The 17,728-nt window shown below is 62.2% G+C and carries 16 protein-coding genes; 4 read left to right on the top strand and 12 right to left on the bottom strand.

The genetic code is table 11. The features are described 5' to 3' along the window. Positions 1–154: 154 nt before the first annotated feature. Positions 155–1,093: a phosphatase PAP2 family protein gene (locus tag PHP59_RS00800; RefSeq protein ID WP_300162118.1), complete on the bottom strand. Its 939-nt coding sequence runs from the start codon at positions 1,091–1,093 to the stop codon at positions 155–157. Positions 1,094–1,189: 96 nt separating this feature from the next. Between PHP59_RS00800 and PHP59_RS00795 the strand changes: the two genes are divergently transcribed. Genes PHP59_RS00795 through PHP59_RS00785 form a run of 3 tightly spaced genes read left to right on the top strand, consistent with a single transcriptional unit; the run spans position 1,190 to position 4,370 of the window. Beyond that, the gene (locus PHP59_RS00795; RefSeq protein WP_300162116.1) at positions 1,190–2,413 is read left to right on the top strand and encodes an S-layer protein; all 1,224 of its coding nucleotides are present in this window, start codon (positions 1,190–1,192) and stop codon (positions 2,411–2,413) included. 2 nt (positions 2,414–2,415) lie between these two features. Continuing rightward, the gene (locus PHP59_RS00790) at positions 2,416–3,615 is read left to right on the top strand and encodes an FtsX-like permease family protein (protein WP_300162113.1); all 1,200 of its coding nucleotides are present in this window, start codon (positions 2,416–2,418) and stop codon (positions 3,613–3,615) included. Positions 3,616–3,617: 2 nt separating this feature from the next. Then, a complete protein-coding gene (locus PHP59_RS00785) occupies positions 3,618–4,370 on the top strand; it encodes an ABC transporter ATP-binding protein (protein ID WP_300162110.1) in 753 nt (250 codons plus the stop codon). Here the strand turns inward: PHP59_RS00785 and PHP59_RS00780 are convergent. From PHP59_RS00780 to PHP59_RS00770, 3 genes are all read right to left on the bottom strand, one after another. Then, a complete protein-coding gene (locus PHP59_RS00780) occupies positions 4,317–5,102 on the bottom strand; it encodes a glucose 1-dehydrogenase (RefSeq protein WP_300162107.1) in 786 nt (261 codons plus the stop codon). The two genes, PHP59_RS00785 and PHP59_RS00780, sit on opposite strands and share 54 nt — an antisense overlap. A gap of 239 nt (positions 5,103–5,341) precedes the next feature. Further along, entirely contained in the window at positions 5,342–6,277 is a 936-nt protein-coding gene (locus tag PHP59_RS00775; protein ID WP_300162104.1) for a DUF475 domain-containing protein, read from the bottom strand. Positions 6,278–6,647: 370 nt separating this feature from the next. Continuing rightward, the gene (locus PHP59_RS00770) at positions 6,648–7,826 is read right to left on the bottom strand and encodes a PLP-dependent aminotransferase family protein (RefSeq protein ID WP_300162161.1); all 1,179 of its coding nucleotides are present in this window, start codon (positions 7,824–7,826) and stop codon (positions 6,648–6,650) included. A 174-nt stretch (positions 7,827–8,000) separates the two neighbouring features. Here PHP59_RS00770 and PHP59_RS00765 point away from each other — a divergent pair, with 174 nt between their 5' ends. Continuing rightward, positions 8,001–8,357, top strand: a complete 357-nt coding sequence (locus PHP59_RS00765) for a protease inhibitor I42 family protein (protein ID WP_300162101.1) — start codon at positions 8,001–8,003, stop codon at positions 8,355–8,357. A gap of 334 nt (positions 8,358–8,691) precedes the next feature. On the opposite strand, the gene PHP59_RS00760 is transcribed toward PHP59_RS00765, so the two are convergent. From PHP59_RS00760 to PHP59_RS00725, 8 genes are all read right to left on the bottom strand, one after another. Further along, a complete protein-coding gene (locus tag PHP59_RS00760; protein WP_300162098.1) occupies positions 8,692–9,207 on the bottom strand; it encodes a DUF6141 family protein in 516 nt (171 codons plus the stop codon). Further along, entirely contained in the window at positions 9,200–9,688 is a 489-nt protein-coding gene (locus tag PHP59_RS00755; RefSeq protein ID WP_300162095.1) for a VOC family protein, read from the bottom strand. Before PHP59_RS00755 ends, PHP59_RS00760 begins: the two co-directional genes overlap by 8 nt. A 75-nt stretch (positions 9,689–9,763) precedes the next feature. Next, positions 9,764–10,216 (bottom strand): NusA-like transcription termination signal-binding factor, encoded by a 453-nt coding sequence (locus PHP59_RS00750; protein WP_300162092.1) that lies wholly within the window; start codon positions 10,214–10,216, stop codon positions 9,764–9,766. Then, positions 10,217–10,507, bottom strand: a complete 291-nt coding sequence (locus tag PHP59_RS00745) for a 50S ribosomal protein L30e (protein WP_300162088.1) — start codon at positions 10,505–10,507, stop codon at positions 10,217–10,219. It abuts the gene before it with no gap. A gap of 2 nt (positions 10,508–10,509) precedes the next feature. Then, on the bottom strand, positions 10,510–11,679 hold the full coding sequence (gene rpoA2 / locus PHP59_RS00740) for a DNA-directed RNA polymerase subunit A'' (RefSeq protein ID WP_300162085.1): 1,170 nt from the start codon (positions 11,677–11,679) through the stop codon (positions 10,510–10,512). Then, on the bottom strand, positions 11,679–14,333 hold the full coding sequence (locus tag PHP59_RS00735) for a DNA-directed RNA polymerase subunit A' (protein ID WP_300162082.1): 2,655 nt from the start codon (positions 14,331–14,333) through the stop codon (positions 11,679–11,681). Before PHP59_RS00735 ends, rpoA2 begins: the two co-directional genes overlap by 1 nt. Positions 14,334–14,345: 12 nt before the next feature. Continuing rightward, positions 14,346–16,160 carry a DNA-directed RNA polymerase subunit B gene (gene rpoB / locus PHP59_RS00730; RefSeq protein ID WP_300162080.1) on the bottom strand — a complete coding sequence of 605 codons (1,815 nt, stop codon included), beginning with the start codon at positions 16,158–16,160 and terminating at the stop codon, positions 14,346–14,348. Beyond that, positions 16,157–17,728, bottom strand: coding sequence for a DNA-directed RNA polymerase subunit B'' (locus PHP59_RS00725; protein WP_300162077.1), 1,572 nt, complete (start codon positions 17,726–17,728; stop codon positions 16,157–16,159). The genes rpoB and PHP59_RS00725 overlap by 4 nt, the downstream gene beginning before the upstream one ends.

Here is a 17,728-nt window from a genome sequence, read left to right as displayed (position 1 = left end):
TACCCCCCCATCTGAAACATACCCGTGAAAGGGGCACCATGGATTAAATCATTTCTCTCCGCGGCGCGATATTCTCTTGCATCTCCGTGGACATTTCTTCGCTTTTCGGGCGATCCGACCGGGCCCGGTTGTTGAAAGTCTCCTGCAACCTGCCCTACCCTGCGATGCCGAGGCGGTCAAAGAGGCGAGGAGCGGCGCCCGAGATCCAGAGGCCGAGGGCCGCGGCCCGGAGGTAGACCGCGGTCGAAACTGCCGGTCCCGGTCCGGCCGCGATGAGAGGGGCCGTTACGGCCCAGATGAGGGCGGCCCCCGCGATCCCGGCGGCCAGTCGTGCGGCCCTCTGCCGGAGACCGCCTCCGGCCGTGAACCGCCCCCCTTCCCATGCCGCCCCGGCACCGATGCCGAAGACAGCGCCGGCCGCGTACAGGGCATTCGAGAGGTCCCAGGGATCGACGGCCGTCAGGTTCCAGGCCTCGGGGATCGGCGCCCTGAAGAGGAGAAAGGGGATCACCGAGAGAGCCAGGAGGATGAGCGACCCGGAGAATGCAAGCCCTGCCTGCTTCGCCGGGGAAAATTTCCCGATCCATGCGGCGGCGGGTTCCTCCAGCGCGAGAAAGACGAGGAGGACCGCGGCCCCGATCAACCAGCCGGCAAGGACGTCGCGGGGGAAGTGGACGCCGAGGACGACGCGGGAGATGCCGGTGAGGGCGACGATGCCGATGGCGACAGCAAGAAACCACCTCTCCCGCGCGAGGAAGGCCGCATATCCCCAGAAACAGACCGCATTCTGGGCATGACCCGAGGGCATGGAGAAGGTGGGTTCGACGGCATGGGCCTGCACCTCCGTGCTCATCCAGTACGGCCGCGGCGTATGGAAAAAGAGTTTTGCGGCGGCATTGATCCCCCCGGAGACGGCGAGGAGAAGGCCGAGCCTCAGGCCTGCCCGCGGGTTCGCACACCACCAGACCGCCGCGATCACGAAGAAGAAAAAGGGCGTCCCGAGCGCCGAGGCGGCATGCATCAGGGGTTCGAGGCCGCCAAGATATGCCTGCGCCAGGACGACCCATCCGATCTCTGCCGTTGCCGGGTCCATGGTCTCTCCCCTCTTGGAGGGGATCGGGTATAGTGCTTCCTCCGGGCGGCGCAACTCCTATATGTCCGCCCTGTCCATGCGGGTGCGGGGGAGATTTTGAGAACATGCGCCGTCATCGTGTCGATCCTGATCCTGCTGCTGGCAGCTCATGCCGCCGCCCAGGAACCGACCGTGGTCGTCACCGGCTACACCGTCACCCCGGAGGTGCTCATGCCCGGCGGGCAGGGCACGATCACGGTGAACCTCACCAACACCGCCAGGCAGGCGACGAGGACGGAGACCGACACCTACGCCGGAACCGGCACCGGGACCAGGACAGAGACGAGGAGCACCGCCATCAACGCCTTTATCGAGAGTGTCTACCTCAAGGGTGAAGGCCTGAAGGTGATCTCCGGGGACTATGGCGACGTCGGCGAGGTCGGGCCTGGCCAGTCCGTCACCCTCACCTTCCTCGTCCGGGCGCCCGAGGAGGAGGGGCTCTACTTTCCCGAGGTCTGGGTCAGGGTACAGGGGGCGAGGAGCGTCAAATATCCGGTCCCGGTGAACGTGAACTCCCGGTACGCCCTCATCGCCCAACCGGCCATATCTGTCATGCGGACCGCGCCCGATAGGGTGGTGCCAGGCGAGACTTTCTCCCTCTCTCTCCTCCTGCAAAACACCGGGCTCTCCCGGGCAAACGACCTCTCCGTACAGGTCTCGCCGCCCAATGCCACATCCATCGTCTCCCTCTCCCCTGAACACTACTATGTCGAGCAACTCGAACCCGGGGACGCGGTGCGCTTCAACCTCTCCTTTGCGACAGACCGGCGGACGCCGACAGGCCTGCAGGTGATCCCGGTCTCCCTCACCTACGTCACGCCCGAAGCCGCGAAGGTCGCCAGGACCGAGTCTGTGGGAGTGCAGGTGACAGGGCAGGCCGAGATGGGGATCGCCTCCCTCTCCACCGACCCGGTGCGCCCCTCTGCCGGCAGCCCCTTCACCCTGATCATCAGGATCGAGAACACGGGCACCGACGACGCCACCTCGGTGCGGGCGACGGTCGACCTCCCCTTCGAGGGGACGAAAGAGGCCTTCGTCGGGACGATCGAACCCGACAACGACGCCCCTGCCGTCTTCAACCTCCGTGCCGGCGAGGCGGGAGACCGGCCCTACACCCTCGTCGTCGCGTGGCGCGACGACCGGGGGGCGCACAGGATGACCGAAGACCTCGGCATCGCCGTCGAGGCGCCTGACAGGACGCCCCTCGTCGTCGGGGCTTTCGTGCTTATTGCGGCGGCCGTCGCGGCCGTCTGGTGGCTGCGGAGGAGGAAGGAGGAATAAAAGTGTCAGACATCGGCGTCTCTCTCTTCCTTGCGTCCCGGTCGATCAGGCGGGGGAACAGGGGGACCTTCGTCCTCACCGTCATGATCATCGCCCTCGTCTTCGTGAACCTCGTCTTTCTCCCCTCCATCATCTCCGGGGTCGTCGAGATCTTCAACAGGCAGTCGATCGACTACACCTACGGCAACCTGGTCGTCGAACCGAAGGATAACAACCTCTATATCGACGATGTCGCGGTCCTGAAGAGGAAGATCGACCGTGTCCCCGGCGTCGCGGCGTCGTCCCCCCATATCCAGACGGGCGCCACCTTCACCTACAAAGGGAAGGCGATCGCAGGGGCCGTCGTCGCCTTCACGCCCCGGTACGAGGAGGAGGTGACTACCCTCCATACCGCTGTCACATCGGGCGACTTCCTCTCCGGCGGGGACAGGGACCAGGTCGTCCTCGGCGTCCTCCTTGCCGGCGAGGAGGACGAGTCGAAGGACAAGATCGAGTCCCTCGGCGGGGTGAAGGTCGGCGACTCCGTGCTCGTCACCTTCGCGAACGGGGAGACGCGGGAGATGCGGGTGAAGGGGATCATCGAGACGATGGCGGTCCAGGCAGACAGGCAGGCCTATGTCACCACCGCTGAGATGGAAGACGTCCTCGGCATCTCGGACCAGGCCAACCAGGTCCTGGTCCGCACCGCGGAGGAAGGGAACGAGGAGGAGATGAAGGTCGCCCTCATGAGTTTCGGCGTCCAGGAGAAGATCAAGACCTACCAGGAGAAGGCGCAGGGCTTTGTGAACGACGCCATCCAGAGCTTCGACATCATCAACGCGATCTCGACCCTGGTCTCTCTCGTCATCGCCGTCGTCGTCGTCTTCATCGTCATCTTCATCAGCACGGTGGGCAAGCGCAAGCAGATCGGGATCCTCAAGGCGATCGGGATCGACGAGAGGATCATCATCAACTCCTATGTGATCCAGGTGGCGGTCATCGCTTCTCTCGGGACGGTCGTCGGCCTCGCCTTCACCGCCGTCCTCACCCTGTACCTCACTGCGAACCCCCTCATCTTTCCCGGCGGCGCCGTCAGGCCGGTGCTCGAAGCCGGGCAGGTCCTCAGGAGCATCGCGGGCCTCTTTGCCGTCTCTCTCGTCTCCGGTTATATCCCGGCATGGAAGACGGCGCAGGAACCGATCCTGGACGCGGTGAGGGGGTAGGCATGATCGTCGTCCGCGACCTCACAAGGACGTACATGCTCGGGGCGGTGCCTGTCCGCGCCCTGCGGGGCGTCTCCTTCACCATCGAGAAGGGCGAGTTCGTCGGGATCATGGGGGCGAGCGGGTCGGGCAAGTCCACCCTCCTCCACGCGATGGGCCTCCTCGACGTCCCGACCGCGGGCGCGATCGCGATCGACGGCACCGACGTCCTCGCCCTCTCCGGCCGGGAGAAGACGCGTTTTCGGCTGAACAGACTGGGCTACGTCTTCCAGGACTATGCCCTCATCCCTGAACTGACGGTGGAGGAGAACGTGTTCCTCCCCTGCCTGGTACGGGGCGTGCCCCGTGGAGAGTGCCTCGACATGAGCAGGGAGGTCCTCAGGGATGTCGGACTGGAGGGGCGGATGGACCACCGTCCGGCCGAACTCTCCGGCGGCGAGCAGCAGAGGGTGGCGATCGCGCGGGCGCTGGTGAACAGGCCGTCCATCCTCTTTGCCGACGAACCCTGCGCGAACCTCGACTCGGCGACCTCGACGACGATCCTGGACCTCTTCGCCCGCCTGAATGAGGAGTTCGGGCAGACGATCGTGATGGTGACCCACGAGGACTGGCATATCAGGTACGTCTGCCGGGTGATCTACCTCAGAGACGGTCTGATCGAGAGGGAGGAGCCGTGCAGGACGAAAAAAGAGGGGAGAGCGTCACCGGATCGAGAGACCGCCGTCGACGACGATCGCCTGCCCGGTGACGTATGAGGCGGCGTCCGAGCAGAGCCAGAGGACGGCGGCGGCCACTTCGCCGGGACGTCCCAGGCGACCGGCCGGGATCTCCTGCATGGCCTGCTTCTTCACACCCTCGATGGAGACACCCGGTATCGTCTGCCATGTCCGGTCCAGCCCCTCTGTCTGGATGACGCCCGGACAGACGGCATTGACCCGTATCCCGGACCCCGCAAATTCGAGTGCGGCCGCGCGCGTGAGGGCGAGGTTTGCGCTCTTTGTCGCCGCATAGATCGAGGCCCCGGGCGACCCGAGAATGCCGGAGACGGCCGAGATGTTCACGATCGCCCCGCCGCCGTGCTGGACCATCGCCGGGATCTCGTACTTCAGGGAGAGGAAGACCCCTTTCAGGTTTGTCCCGACAGTGCTGTCGAAGTCGCCGCCGCTCTGCATGGGGATGAACTGTATGGCCCCGGAAACCCCGGCGGCATTGAAGGCGTAGTCGATCCTGCCGAAATTGTCCGTCACTGCGGCGACGAGACTCTCGACATCCTCGTCTCTGGAGACGTCGGCCCTGATCCAGAGCGCCTCGCCGCCGGCGTCCCGGACCATCGCCGCTGCCTGCTCCCCCGTCTCCTGGTGGCGGCTCCCGATCACGACCCTGGCCCCCTCCGCAGCGAAGGCAGCCGCCGTGGCTCTCCCGATCCCCGAACTCCCCCCGGTGACGAGGGCGACCCGGTTCCTGAACTCTTCGTATCTTGCGCCCATTTCTGTCCCCCTCCTGATCCTCCTCCTTCATGTGCTTTGTGGCGGGAGGAGATCTTCGCGGTATGGGTCTCCCGCTCCTTTTTTCCGGGGCTGATCGGGTGGGGAAAGAGCGATAGCGACCTTGAGAAAACCGTAGGTTTTCGAGCGGCAGCCCCCAGGCACAGACACGTCAGAAGAGGCACTCTCCAGAGACGAAAATGAGAGGAGTACGGGGACCCGGCCCCCTCCCCGCATCACCCTTAATTCCCGTGCCGCAGGTCCATGTACCGGGCGAACTTGACCGACTTGTAGAGGAAGTAGCCGACGACGCCGAAGGTGATCACCGGCGAGACAAAGGACGGGACGGGGACACCGAAGGCGTGCAGGACCATGACCGCACCCAGACAGAGGATGGAGTACATCGCGCCGTTCTTGAGGAAGACATAGCGCTTGATCTGGTCGATGTTCCTGATGGTGAGTTCCCGCACCACAAAGGCGCCGAGGCCGTTCCCGATGATGATGAGAGGGACAGAGAGAGTGAACGCGAAGGCGCCGAGGACGCCGTCGATGGAGAAGGTGGCGTCGATCACTTCGAGGTAGCAGATCTTGCTGAAGTCGGAGATATGCTGCTCCTTGAGCTGCTTCTCCTTCATGTCGGCGTTCATCCTGAAGCCCTGAACGATGAAGAAGGCCGTCGAGCCCATGACGGCGCCGAAGGCCATGAGGGGCCGTGTTTCGAGGGCGAACCAGACGATGGCGGCGAGTGTCACCGAGACGGTCGCGTAGAACCAGACCCCTTTCTCCGCGAAGTAGCGTTCGCCCCTGATGCCGAACTCCTTGGGCTCCAGAAAGAGCCAGTGGAGGAAGAGAAAGAGGAGGAAGGTGCCGCCTCCTATGAGAAGGACGGGCGCCGACTCCTCGATCGCGGCGATGACCGCCGGGTCATTGGAGAAGGTGGCGGTCAGGGCACCGACCGGGCCAAGGGAGGGTGTCGTCGCCCAGACGATGAGCCAGGGCAGGACGCCACGCACGACGAAGACCGCAAAGAGGAGGCCCCAGACGAGGAACCACCGCCGCGCCCTCTCCCCCATCGTGCCGAGCACCTCGGCGTTGATGATGGCATTGTCGATCGACGAAATCGTCTCGAAGAGACAGAGACCGGCGATCGTGAGGAGAATGGCGAAGAGGTCGAGCATTGCCTCACACCATTGACGCCTCAGGATATAGGCTTTGAGGGGAGGGGTTGGGGTCCACTGCCTTCCCCCCGGAGGTATCGGGGGACTACTCGAAGACTTGATGGTCTTCTTGACTCCCTTCGGCCATCTCCGCTCCGGATACGAGGGGATACGGCAATCTCCCCTCCGAGAATCTACATCGCTCTTCCCCCATCCTATCCTAAGACCGGGGGTCCGGGGGCGACGAGCAATAGCGAGGAGTCCCCCGGTGTAGGGTGAGGGGAAGGCAGTTGATCGGTGTCTCTTCCGAGGGGTTGCGGCCCCCGATATGGGCACTAAAAATGGACATTTCCAGAACCAAAAAAATGATGATACCAGAACTCCCGCACCGTCACATGCACGAGGCGATGACGCCCTTCAGCCTCGCCATACCCTCGGTGATCTTCTCCTCGTCGGCGCAGGAGAAGTTCAGGCGGATGGTGTGCTCCCCGCCGCCGTTTGCGTAGAAGGGGACGCCCGGCAGGACGGCGACGCCTTTCCTCACTCCTTCATGGAAGACATCCATCGCGGAGACGCCGTCAGGGAGGGAAACGAGCAGGAACATCCCGCCCTGCGGCGTGGTGTGGGTGACCCCGGCCGGGAACCCGTCGTCGAGGAGGTCGCACATGAGACGGCAGCGCCTGCCGTACACCGCGGAGATCCGACCAACATGGGCGTCGAGGTCGGTCTCTGTCAGGTACCGGTGGAGGATCATCTGGCAGAGGACGTTGGAGTGAAGGTCGGCTGCCTGCTTCGCCACATTGAACTGTTTGAGAATTGGTGCCGGGGCGAGGATCCACCCTATCCGCATGCCCGGCGAGACGGTCTTCGAGAACGAACCGGAGAGCACCGCACCGTCAGGGAGGTACCTCTTTACCGGGAGGCGCGGGCGGTTGTCGAAGAAGAGTTCGCCGAAGGCGTCGTCCTCGTAGAAGACCGTGCCCGTCCCTTCGAGGATATCGGCGATCGCCTTCCTCTTCTCCTGCGAGTAGGTAAGGCCGGACGGGTTCTGGGAGTTCGGGATGCCGTAGAAGTACTTGGGGGCGTGCTCCCTGACGAGCGCCTCGAAGGCGTCGAGGTCAGGGCCGTCCTCTTCGAGGGGGACGGCATGGATCGCGGGTTCGTAGAGGGAGAAGGCCTCGATGGCGCCGAGGTACCCCGGCCCCTCCACGCCGACGGCGTCGCCCGGGTTGAGGAAGATCTTCGCCATCAGGTCGAGGCACTGCTGCGAACCGTTCACGATCTGGATCTCCGACGCCTCGGCCGGGATGCCGAGGCGCTTCCTGTACCTCGCGGCGATGAACTCGCGCAGCGGGAGGTAACCGTCAGTCGTCGAGTACTGGAGGGCGCACGCTCCCTCCTCCTCCATCACCTCAGAGGCCGCGTTCCTGATCCCCTCCACGTCGATGAGGGAGGGGTCGGGCAGGCCGCCGGCAAAGGAGATGACGCCGGGAACGCCTGAGACCCGGAAGAGTTCTTCGATAAACGATTCCGGTGCATGATACATCCGGTCTGCAAAACGGTATTCCATCACGATTCCGACCTTTTGTCTGTGTCTCCGGCGCACCGAAAGAGGAGGGGCCGGAGCTTTCCGCAGCCACCCTATTCGGACGGCGCGGGTCATACAGGTCTGGTTTGTGTACAGGGGGCAAAAACCTATCCCGACGCCGGAAGGCTTATGTCCCGGGCAGGCGGATGCCGCCTGATGAAGATCTGGATCGCCATCGGCCTCCTTATCCTTGCTGTCTCTATCGCGGGCTGCACCGGCGCCCCGGACACGGTCCGGGTCTGGGAGGAGGAGAATGGGACGACGGTCAGTGTCAACCAGGGGGGCCGTGTGATCGTCACCCTCCCGTACGACACACTTGACAGGTACGAATGGAGGACAGAACTCAGCACCGGTCTTGTCGTCACCGACGAGCAGACGGCGCCGGGGACACAGGAATGGACTGTGGAACCGCTCGGGCCGGGGACGTACACCTTCAGGGCCCTGTGGGTGAGGACAGGTGCGCCCGACGCCGCGGCAGAAAAGACCTTCACCGTGACGATACGGACGGTCTGAGACGCGAGTTCAATGTATGCCGGCCCCCTTTCGGTCGTCACTCAAAATCAGGATAAGAAGAGGGAAGAGCGAACAAGATATCCTGAGAAGAGAGATTGCCGTCTCACCTCTATCCCAATGGCGGGGTGCGAGCGATAGCGAGCTTGAGAAGATTGAAGATCTTCGAGAGATGAGGGGGCTTTGCCCGCCGGAGGAATCCGCAGATTCGCTGCCTTCCCCAAACAGTCCACCGGGGGCTGTTGCCCCCGAACCCCCAAACTCAGGATAGGCCCCGGGAAGATAGGACCGGAGATCCGATCGAAGATCTACCCGAACAGGTCGGTAGCCCTTCCCGTTATGTCCGTCTCCCCTGCACCGCCCGCACCGCCGCGACAAACCCCTCGGGGTCGCGGCTGCCGAAGAGAATCTTCCTCCCGTTCCTGAGGTACACCCGCACCCCGCGATCGCCCCCGGTCGTATAGGCCCGCCATCCCCCGGCGCCCCACCTGATACCCCATCCGCCGAACTCAGTCAGGGGGCGGTACGTGCAGGCCTCCAGGCGCTCGACATCAGTCGCGGGGATCACCCTGAAGCTGAGATGGAAAGGGAAGAAGCGGTAAGCGATCCCCCCGTCCCGCACCTCCACGGTGAGGTGGATGACGGCGAAGAAGAGGGGGAAGAGCGTCCCGAAGACGAGGGTTATGACGGCCATCGCCCAGTCAGGCGCCGGCCTGTTCCCGAAGGGGACGCTGAAATATAACTGCTGCACCGCTCCCCACCAGGCGACCCCTGCAATGAGGATCAGGACTGCCCAGAGCCAGGGCTGGGTGAAGCGCTGCGTCTCCCTGAACAGGGGCGCCCCCTCAGTCACAGCACTCGCTTCCCCGCATCGCCGCCACGACCTCTGGCGGAAGAGTCGTCCGCTCGCTGATCCCGGCATCGGAGAGTCCCTCCGCCGCGAGGCGTGCGACCACCGCGGGCATCGGCTCGGCCACCTCGACCAGGTGGCCGTCGGGGTCGAAGAACCGGACCGCGCGCTGTGCCCACGGCTGCTCCTGCAGGGGGTGGAGGAAGCGGACACCGGCCTCCGCGACCCGTCCGGCCAGCGCCTCGATCTCCGCCGTCTCGAAATAGACCTCCATCGGCGGGGCCGGCGCCTCGCCCGGCGGCATCTTCCCGGCGTACAGCAGGTCGTTCACGTAGGTGCGGTCCCAGAGGGCAAGCCCCCCAACGAACCCGACATTCACGCCGAGGTCAAGTTCCACTTTCTGCCCGAGGACGTCGGTGTAGAAGGCCTTTGACTGTTCCATATCCCTGACAAAGAGGACCGTGCTTCTGAAGGTGATATCCATCAGGATGACCTCTGCACCGTGGGATAAAATATATCCGGTCTGTCCCGGACCGAGGACCAAGAAAAAGAGAAAGGTTTAGAATCCCTCGTCGTCCTGGACGAGCTGGACATCCGCGATGTCGTGCTGCCGGCCGGCGAGTTTCTTTGCCTTGAAGATGTTCTTTCCTTCCTTGCCGATCGCAAGGCCACGGTCATCGGGCTTGACGTCGATGAGGGCGACCTTCTCTCCGTCCTCGTTCGTGGCGAAGGTGATCGCAGTGACCTGCGCCGGGAGGAAACAGTTCTTCAGGAACTGTTCGGGGTCGGCCGAATACTCGACGACCTCGATCCTCTTGCCGAAGGCGTCGGAGGCCTTCTTGATCGTCGTCCCCTTCTTCCCGATCGCGAGCCCCATGTCGCCAGGATTGATGACGAAGATGATGCGGTCATTCCTCTCGTCGATGATGCAGTCCCGACTTGCCGCGCCGGTCATGTTCTCGAACTTCGAGATCAACTGCATGCAGTCTTCAGTGAGTTTTATTTCCGCCATCTAGGCCCTCTTGATGCTGAGGATGTCTGAGTCGCCCGGTTCGACAACCGCAAGCGCACTGACAACGAACGGCTTGCCGCAGGCCTTTCCGAGTTCGACGCCGGAATCATTGTACACGTAACTTACAACACCCTCTCTGGCCAGCATGGCCTCTTTGAATGCTGCGGGGCAGTTTTTGGCGATGACGACAAGCTGGGCCTTACCGGCCTTGGCACATTCTTCAGTTGCATTCTGTCCAAGGAAGACCTTGCCGGTTTTGATGGCTCTTCTCAAAGACTCGTTAAAGTCCATAATTAATTCTCCTGGTTTAAGGGTTTTGCAATCAATCTGATATCCCCGGTTCCGAGCTGGATCGGCTGACCGACGATGACGTTTTCGGTCACACCGTTGAGAATATCAGATTCTCTTGCGACCGCGGCGTCGAGGAGGTGGTTGACCGTCACTTCAAAGGCGGCACGGGAGAGAACACTCTCCTTCTCGCCTGCGATACCGTGACGGCCGATCTGCTTGACCTCTCCGTCCATGCACATCATGTCCGCGATGAGCATGATATGCCGCACGTCAACCGAGATACCCTGCTCCCCGAGCGTGTTCTTCATTTCGTCGATGATCGCATTTCTTGCGGCCTCGATCCCGAGGATCTGGGAGATCTCGTTGATATTGTTGGTGCGGGTACGGGAGGTTTCAACGCCCTCGACCTCGAACACATCCTTTAGGTTGGAGCCTTCAGTATAAAGTATATACTCTCCTCCTTCCTTCCGGACAACCACCCGCTCGATGTCATCGATCCCCTGCACGATCACGTTCCTGACATGGTCGGCAAGCTGGAAGAGGTTCTGGTAACTCTCGTTCTTCGGGGTGAAGGTGATCACTCCGTCTGCGGCGTTCCCTTCTGACTCGAAGTCACGGTAGTGGCGGCGCTCCCGGATCTTCTGCGGCGCCCTCTCCATGATCTCGGCCAGGGAGATCTTCCTCTTGTCGCAGACCTCCTTTTTGACGTGCATCTCCACCCGCATGTTCGCCATATCGGTGACGATGTCACCGAACTCGTGGAGAGGTGCCGCTTCGATCTGCCAGGAGACTTCACGGGCCTTGTCACGGTCGGCCGAGTAATCGGACTCCAGGTGGATTGTCATCGTCGGGGTCGACGGTTCCTTCCTGGCGTCCATGATCTCGATAAGACGGGGCAGACCGAGGGTAACGTTAATCTCAGCCACACCGGCGTAGTGGAAAGTACGCATCGTCATCTGGGTGCCGGGCTCGCCCAGGGACTGGGCGGCGATGACCCCGCAGGCCTCGCAGGGCTCGATCCTTGTCCGCCTGTACTCGCGCTCCACGCTCACCATGATAGTGTCGAACTGTTCGGCGGTGATCTCCTTCCCATCGAGATCCTTGATCAGTTCTTCCTTTGTCCTTTCCGGGAGATCGGCCGCGTGGATCGCGGCCAGCATCGACTCGTCCATCAGACCTCCTCCTTGAGCACGTTCTCGATCGCGCCTTTCACGTCCACAGGTTCGCCATAACTGCTCTTTGTCGGGTCGGTGCCGTCCTCGCCGTACTTGAACTGGAGGATCCGTCCGCCGGTCGTCCTGACAGACCGGTCGTATTCGACCTTCAGGTCCTGCAGCGCGTTGATCATCCGCCTCTGCAGGTACCCGCTCTGCGACGTTCTGACTGCGGTATCGACGAGACCTTCACGGCCACCGATGGCGTGGAAGAAGAACTCGGTCGGGTTGAGTCCCTTCTTGTACGACGACCTGACAAAACCGTGGGCCGGTGCACCGCGGTCGTCCCGCTTGAAGTGCGGGAGGGTACGCCTGTCGTACCCACGGACAATACGCTCACCACGGACAGACTGCTGTCCGACACATCCTGCCATCTGGGTCAGGTTCAGGATCGAACCACGGGCACCGGAGACTGCCATCACCACGGCCGAGTTGGAGAGGCCGAGGTGACGGGATGCAATCTCACCGGTGCTGTCACGGGCCTTGCCGAGCACCTGCATGATCTGCATTTCCAGGGTCTCTTCCTCGGTACGGCCTGGCATCGGTTCGAGCTGGCCTTCCTCGTAGATCTGGATGCGCCTGCGGACGTCACGCTCGGCGTTGTCGAGCACTTCTTCGATCTGGCCGTAATCGGTCTTGGACAGGTCTTCGTCGTCGATGGCGAAGGAGAAGCCGTCGAACATGATGGCCCGGATCGAGAGGCGGGTCATGTCGTTGATGAACTGTGCCGCCCGCTTCTGTGAGTACTGGCGGATGATCCTGTTCACGATCTCGCCGTCGAATGCACCGATCGCCTTCTTGTCGATGGTGCCGGTGACAAGCTCGCCGTCTTTGATCTTTACGTAGGTATCGCGGTCGCAGAGCTCTTTCTTGCAGGTATCGCAGTGTTGACAGGACGACGCCTTGAAGATCATGTTGATGTCGTCAGGGATGATCACTGAGAAGACCTGCTTGTTGCTCCAGTAGGGCACGCCATTCTCGACCCTGCCGGGCTCGGGCATGTGCTCGACGCCCGTGTGCTTGAGAAGGTAGAGGGCCTCGGACTTGGTGAACCAGCGCACTTCGTGGGTCAGCAGGAAGATCCCTGAGATGTGGTCGTGGATACCGCCGATGATCGGGCCGCCGAAACGGGGCGAGAGAATGTTTTCCTGCACATTGACCAGGATCTCGACCTCGGCCATTGCCTCCTCGGTCTGCGGCACGTGCAGGTTCATTTCGTCGCCATCGAAGTCAGCGTTGTATGGTGGGCAGACGGCCGGATTCAGCCTGAAGGTCTTCCCGTCCATGATCTTGACATGGTGGCCCATGATCGACATCCGGTGCAGGGACGGCTGTCTGTTGAAGAGCACGATATCCCCGTCCCGCATCTGCCTCTCCACCGTCCAGCCCAATTCAAGCTGGTCGGCGACGTCGTCCTTGTTCTCATCGGAGATACGGATACGCCGTTCGTCCGACCGGATCACGTAGTTCGCGCCGGGCGGGTCGGTGAGGGCCTTCCGGCCGGTCCCGTTTCGCACGTACACGCGGGCGACGTCGATGTTCTGCGTGGTCACCCGCACCGGGATGGTCATCTCGTTGGCGATCGCCATGGGAATCCCGACCTCGTTCACGCTGAGGAATGGGCTTGGCGAGATGACGGTACGGGCCGAGAAGTTCACGCGCTTGCCGGAGAGAGAGCCACGGAACCGGCCGTCCTTACCCTTTAGTCTCTGCGAGAGGGTCTTTAACGGTCGGCCCGAGCGGTGGCGAGCCGGCGGGCAGCCTGCCACCTCGTTGTCCATGTAGGTGGTGACATGGTACTGGAGAAGTTCCCAGAGGTCCTCGATGATCAGCTGCGGTGCGCCGGCGTCCTGGTTTTCCTTGAAGCGCTGGTTGATCCTGATGATGTCCACGAGCTTGTGGGTCAGGTCGTCCTCAGAACGCTGGCCGTTTTCCAGGATGATCGACGGGCGCATCGTCACCGGGGGCACGGGGAGCACGGTGAGGATCGTCCACTCGGGCCTCGCGACCTCGGGGTCGATGCCGAGGAGTTTGAGATCCTCGTTCGGGATCCGCTCGAGCCGGGCGCGGATGTCGGCTGGCGTCAGCTTGTGCTCCTCTTTCTTCTCCTTCCCCTGGTCGTCGGGGGTGACGACGACCTCGGAGAAGGTCGTCGGTTTCTCGAAGTTGATCTTCAACTGCTGTTCGCCGCAGTACGGGCAAACCCGTTCCTTCTTGATGTCTTTCTCGGTGACCAGGTCGCCGCTCTCCTCTTCTTCGGTCCCGACGATCTTCGTGATCTCGTCAGGGGAGAGGAGGAGCCTGCCGCAGCTGCTGCAGGTCACACGGAGGAGTTTCCTGATCAGTCGGGTGTAGCCGACATGGATCACCGGCTTTGCGAGTTCGATGTGGCCGAAGTGACCCGGACAGTCGCTCGCCTTCTGTGTACAGGTCTTGCACCGCATCCCCGGGTCGATGACGCCGAGGTGGAGGTCCATTAACCCCTGCGAGTACGGGTAGCCGTCGTCGTCATAGGTGTCGGCCCAGATGATCTTCCTCACACTCATCTGGCGGATCTCCTTGGGCGAGAGGATACCGAACTCGATCCTTCCAATTCTCTTCGGGCTTGTCATATCTGTCCCCCCTTATACCATATCCTCAAGCCGCAGGCGCGGCGCGATGCCCATGCTCTTCATCTCGTCGAGGAGGAGCTTGAACGCGTAACTCATCTCGACCGAGTAGATGTCGGTCTCGCTGCCGCAGTTCAGGCACCGGGTGACGTTTCTCTTCTTGTCGAGCATCGCTACCATGCCGCAGTGGGCGCAGACGTACTGGTTCACCTTGTCGGACTCGTCGAGCAGACGTTCCTTGAGGGCCATCGCAGCGCCGTGGCCGATCATCACATCGCGCTCCATCTCACCGAACCGGAGACCGCCCTCGCGGGCACGCCCTTCGGTCGGCTGACGGGTGAGCACCTGGATCGGGCCGCGGGACCGTGCATGCATCTTCGAGGAGACCATGTGGTAGAGCTTCTGGTAGTAGATCACGCCGACATAGATATCCGCGTGGAATTGCTTGCCTGTGTAACCGTCGTACAGGATCTCGCGGCCTGTGTGTGCGAAGCCGTACTGCTTCAGGGCCTGGCGGAGGTTTTCCTCTGTCTCGCCCTTGAATGCGGTGGAGTCGATCCGCCGCCCATCGAGGGCGCCCACCTTGCCGCCGAGCATCTCAAGCATGTGCCCGATGGTCATACGGCTCGGGACCGCGTGGGGATTGATGACGAGGTCGGGGGCAATGCCCATCTCACCGAAGGGCATGTCCTCCTGCGGGACGATCCAGCCGACGACACCCTTCTGACCGTGCCTGGACGCGAACTTGTCGCCGACCTCTGGCACACGGAGGTCGCGGGTCCTGACTTTCACCAGGCGCGAGGAGTTCTCGCCCTCGGTGATGATCACGGTGTCCACGATGCCGTGCTCGTTGCTCCGCATCGTCACCGAGGTGTCGCGCCTCTTCTCGACGGCGATCAGTTCGCCGCTCGGCTCTTCAAGGAAACGTGGCGGAGAAGTCTTCCCGATAAGGACGTCCTTCTCCTTGACGACTGTCTCGGGGTTGATGACCCCGTCGTCGTCCAGGTTCTGGTAGTACTCCGCGCCATGGGCGCCCGAGACTTCTTCGTCCGGGATCTCGATCCTGTCGACCTGGCCGCCTGGATAGCGCCTTTCTTCGCCTTCGTAGGTCCTGAAGAAGTGGGAGCGCCCGAGGCCGCGGTCAATCGAGGCCTTGTTGAAGATGAGCGCATCTTCGATGTTGTAACCTTCGTACGAAAGGATGCCGACGACGAAGTTCTGGCCGGCCGGCCGGTCATCAGATCCGATCAGGTCGGAGGCCTGTGTATAGACCATCGGCTTCTGGCAGTAGTGGAGCTGGTTGCTCCTCGTGTCGGGCCGCAGTTTTGTGTTGGCTGTGGCAAAACCAAGGGCCTGCTTGACCATGCCTGCGCCCATGGTGACACGCGGTGATGCGTTGTGCTCGGGGAACGGCACATGGGCCGCGCCGATACCCAGGATCAGGGAGGGGTCGATCTCGAGGTGGGTGTGCTCGGGGGTCAGGTCAGCCTCTTTGATCGCAATATAGAGGTTCTCCTCCTCCTCCGCGTCGACGAACTCTATGAGGCCTCTCTTGATGAGGTCTTCGAACGCGATCTCGTTCGCGGCGAGCAGGGCGATCTCGGCGTTCGTGATCACGGGCTTACCGTCCTTGACGACGATCAGGGGCCTTCTGGCCCGGCCGCGGTCGGTGTTGATGACCACGTCGCCGTTGAACTCCGCGAAGGCGATGTTCACCTCGGAGGAGATTGCCCCATGGCGTCGCATGGCCCGCGCCTTTTCTACGACCTCTTGCGGGTTTTCGACGAGTCCGATGAGGGAACCGTCAAGGAATACGCGTGACTTCTTCATTCCTTCTTCCCCCCGATGATCAGCGGCTCCACGCCGAGGTTGTAGAAGATATTCTTGACATCGTCAGTTTTGTCATAACCTTTCGAGATCTCTACCATTTGTGCGAAGTTCTTCACCAGACCACAATTTGGACCTTCTGGGGTCTCTGACGGGCAGATCCGACCCCACTGGGTCGGGTGCAGGTCACGGGCCTCGAAGTGTGGCTGGGACCGGGACAGCGGCGAGATGACGCGCCGCAGGTGCGAGAGCACGCTCATCCGGTCTGTCCGGTCGAGGAGCTGAGAGACACCTGTCCGTCCGCCGACCCAGTTGCCGGTGGCAAGGGGGTGGAGGAGGCGCTCGGTCAGGACATCGGCCCGCACGGCCGTGCTGATCGAGAGGTCGCGGTGGCGCATGCTGGCGCGCTCGAGCTGGTACTTGATATCGCGGGTCAGCCTGTTGAGGGAGATCCTGAAGAGGTCTTCCATCAGGTCGCCTGCAAGCTTCAGCCGCTTGTTCGAGTAGTGGTCCTTATCGTCGATCTTCCGGCGGCCGAGCACGAGGTCGAAGCATGCCTCTGCCATGCGGCCGAGGAAGTGCGCTTTTGCAAGCCGCACGCCGATAGCCGTCTGTTCATAGCCCTCGTCGCCCTCCTTGAGGTTCTCGGGCATGAGATAATTGAGGTGGGGCAACAGGTAGTTGTCGATGACGAACTCGGCCCGTCTCCTCTGGTACTCCCGGGTCTGGTTCGGAGCGAGTTTTTTGCCCACGTACATGACGCCGCTCTCGACAGAGTCGCACTCGCTCTCTTCGAGGTTCTGCATCATGTAGGTGAGGATCTCCTCGTCTGTCGAGACCGCTTCTACGATTTCCCTGTCGCTCCCGAGGCCCAGAGCCCGCATCAGGTCGGAGAATTTCAGGTGGCCGGCGACCGACGGGAAAGAAACCTCAAGCAGGTTTTTCTTGTTCTTCTCGACGACGACGAGCGCACGGTACCCCCGGAACTGGGAGAAGACCTTTGCCACATAGATCCGCTCGTTGTACCTTTCGGTAAACTCGGTCATGATCTTGTTCGAGGCAAGGTCTTCAAGAGTCATGAGGACGCGCTCCGAGCCGTTCACGACAAAATAACCGCCCGGATCCCTGGGGTCCTCGCCGTGGGCGACCCGCTCGTTGTCGGAAAGCCCTGCGAGGTTGCAGGCGACAGAACCGATCATGACGGGCAGTTGCCCGATCTCGGTCGTGATCGGATCGCCCCGCATGTCCCCCTGCACGAGGGCCATGTCGAGTTCGATGGGTGCGGCATAGGTGAGGTTACGCAGGCGCGCCTCTGTCGGGTAGAGAATACTCTTCGAACCGTCGGCCTCGCGGACGATCGGTTTCAGGATCCGGATCGTGCCGAGTTCGACCCAGACCGCTTCGCTGTTTTTGCCCCGGTTTTCGATGTCGGTTTCGATGATCCGCTGTTCGTCCACCACTTTCTGGAGGTTGTGCTCCAGAAAGTGATTGTACGAATCCAGCTGGTGGCGGGCGACGTGCTCTTCTGAGAAGTATGCCCTCGATATAACGCTTCTATCTAACAGATCCAT

This window comes from Methanofollis sp. (genome assembly GCF_028702905.1).
Taxonomy (GTDB): domain Archaea; phylum Halobacteriota; class Methanomicrobia; order Methanomicrobiales; family Methanofollaceae; genus Methanofollis.
The sequence above is the reverse complement of the archived record's forward strand: the minus strand, read 5'-3'. Positions and strand labels throughout refer to the sequence as shown.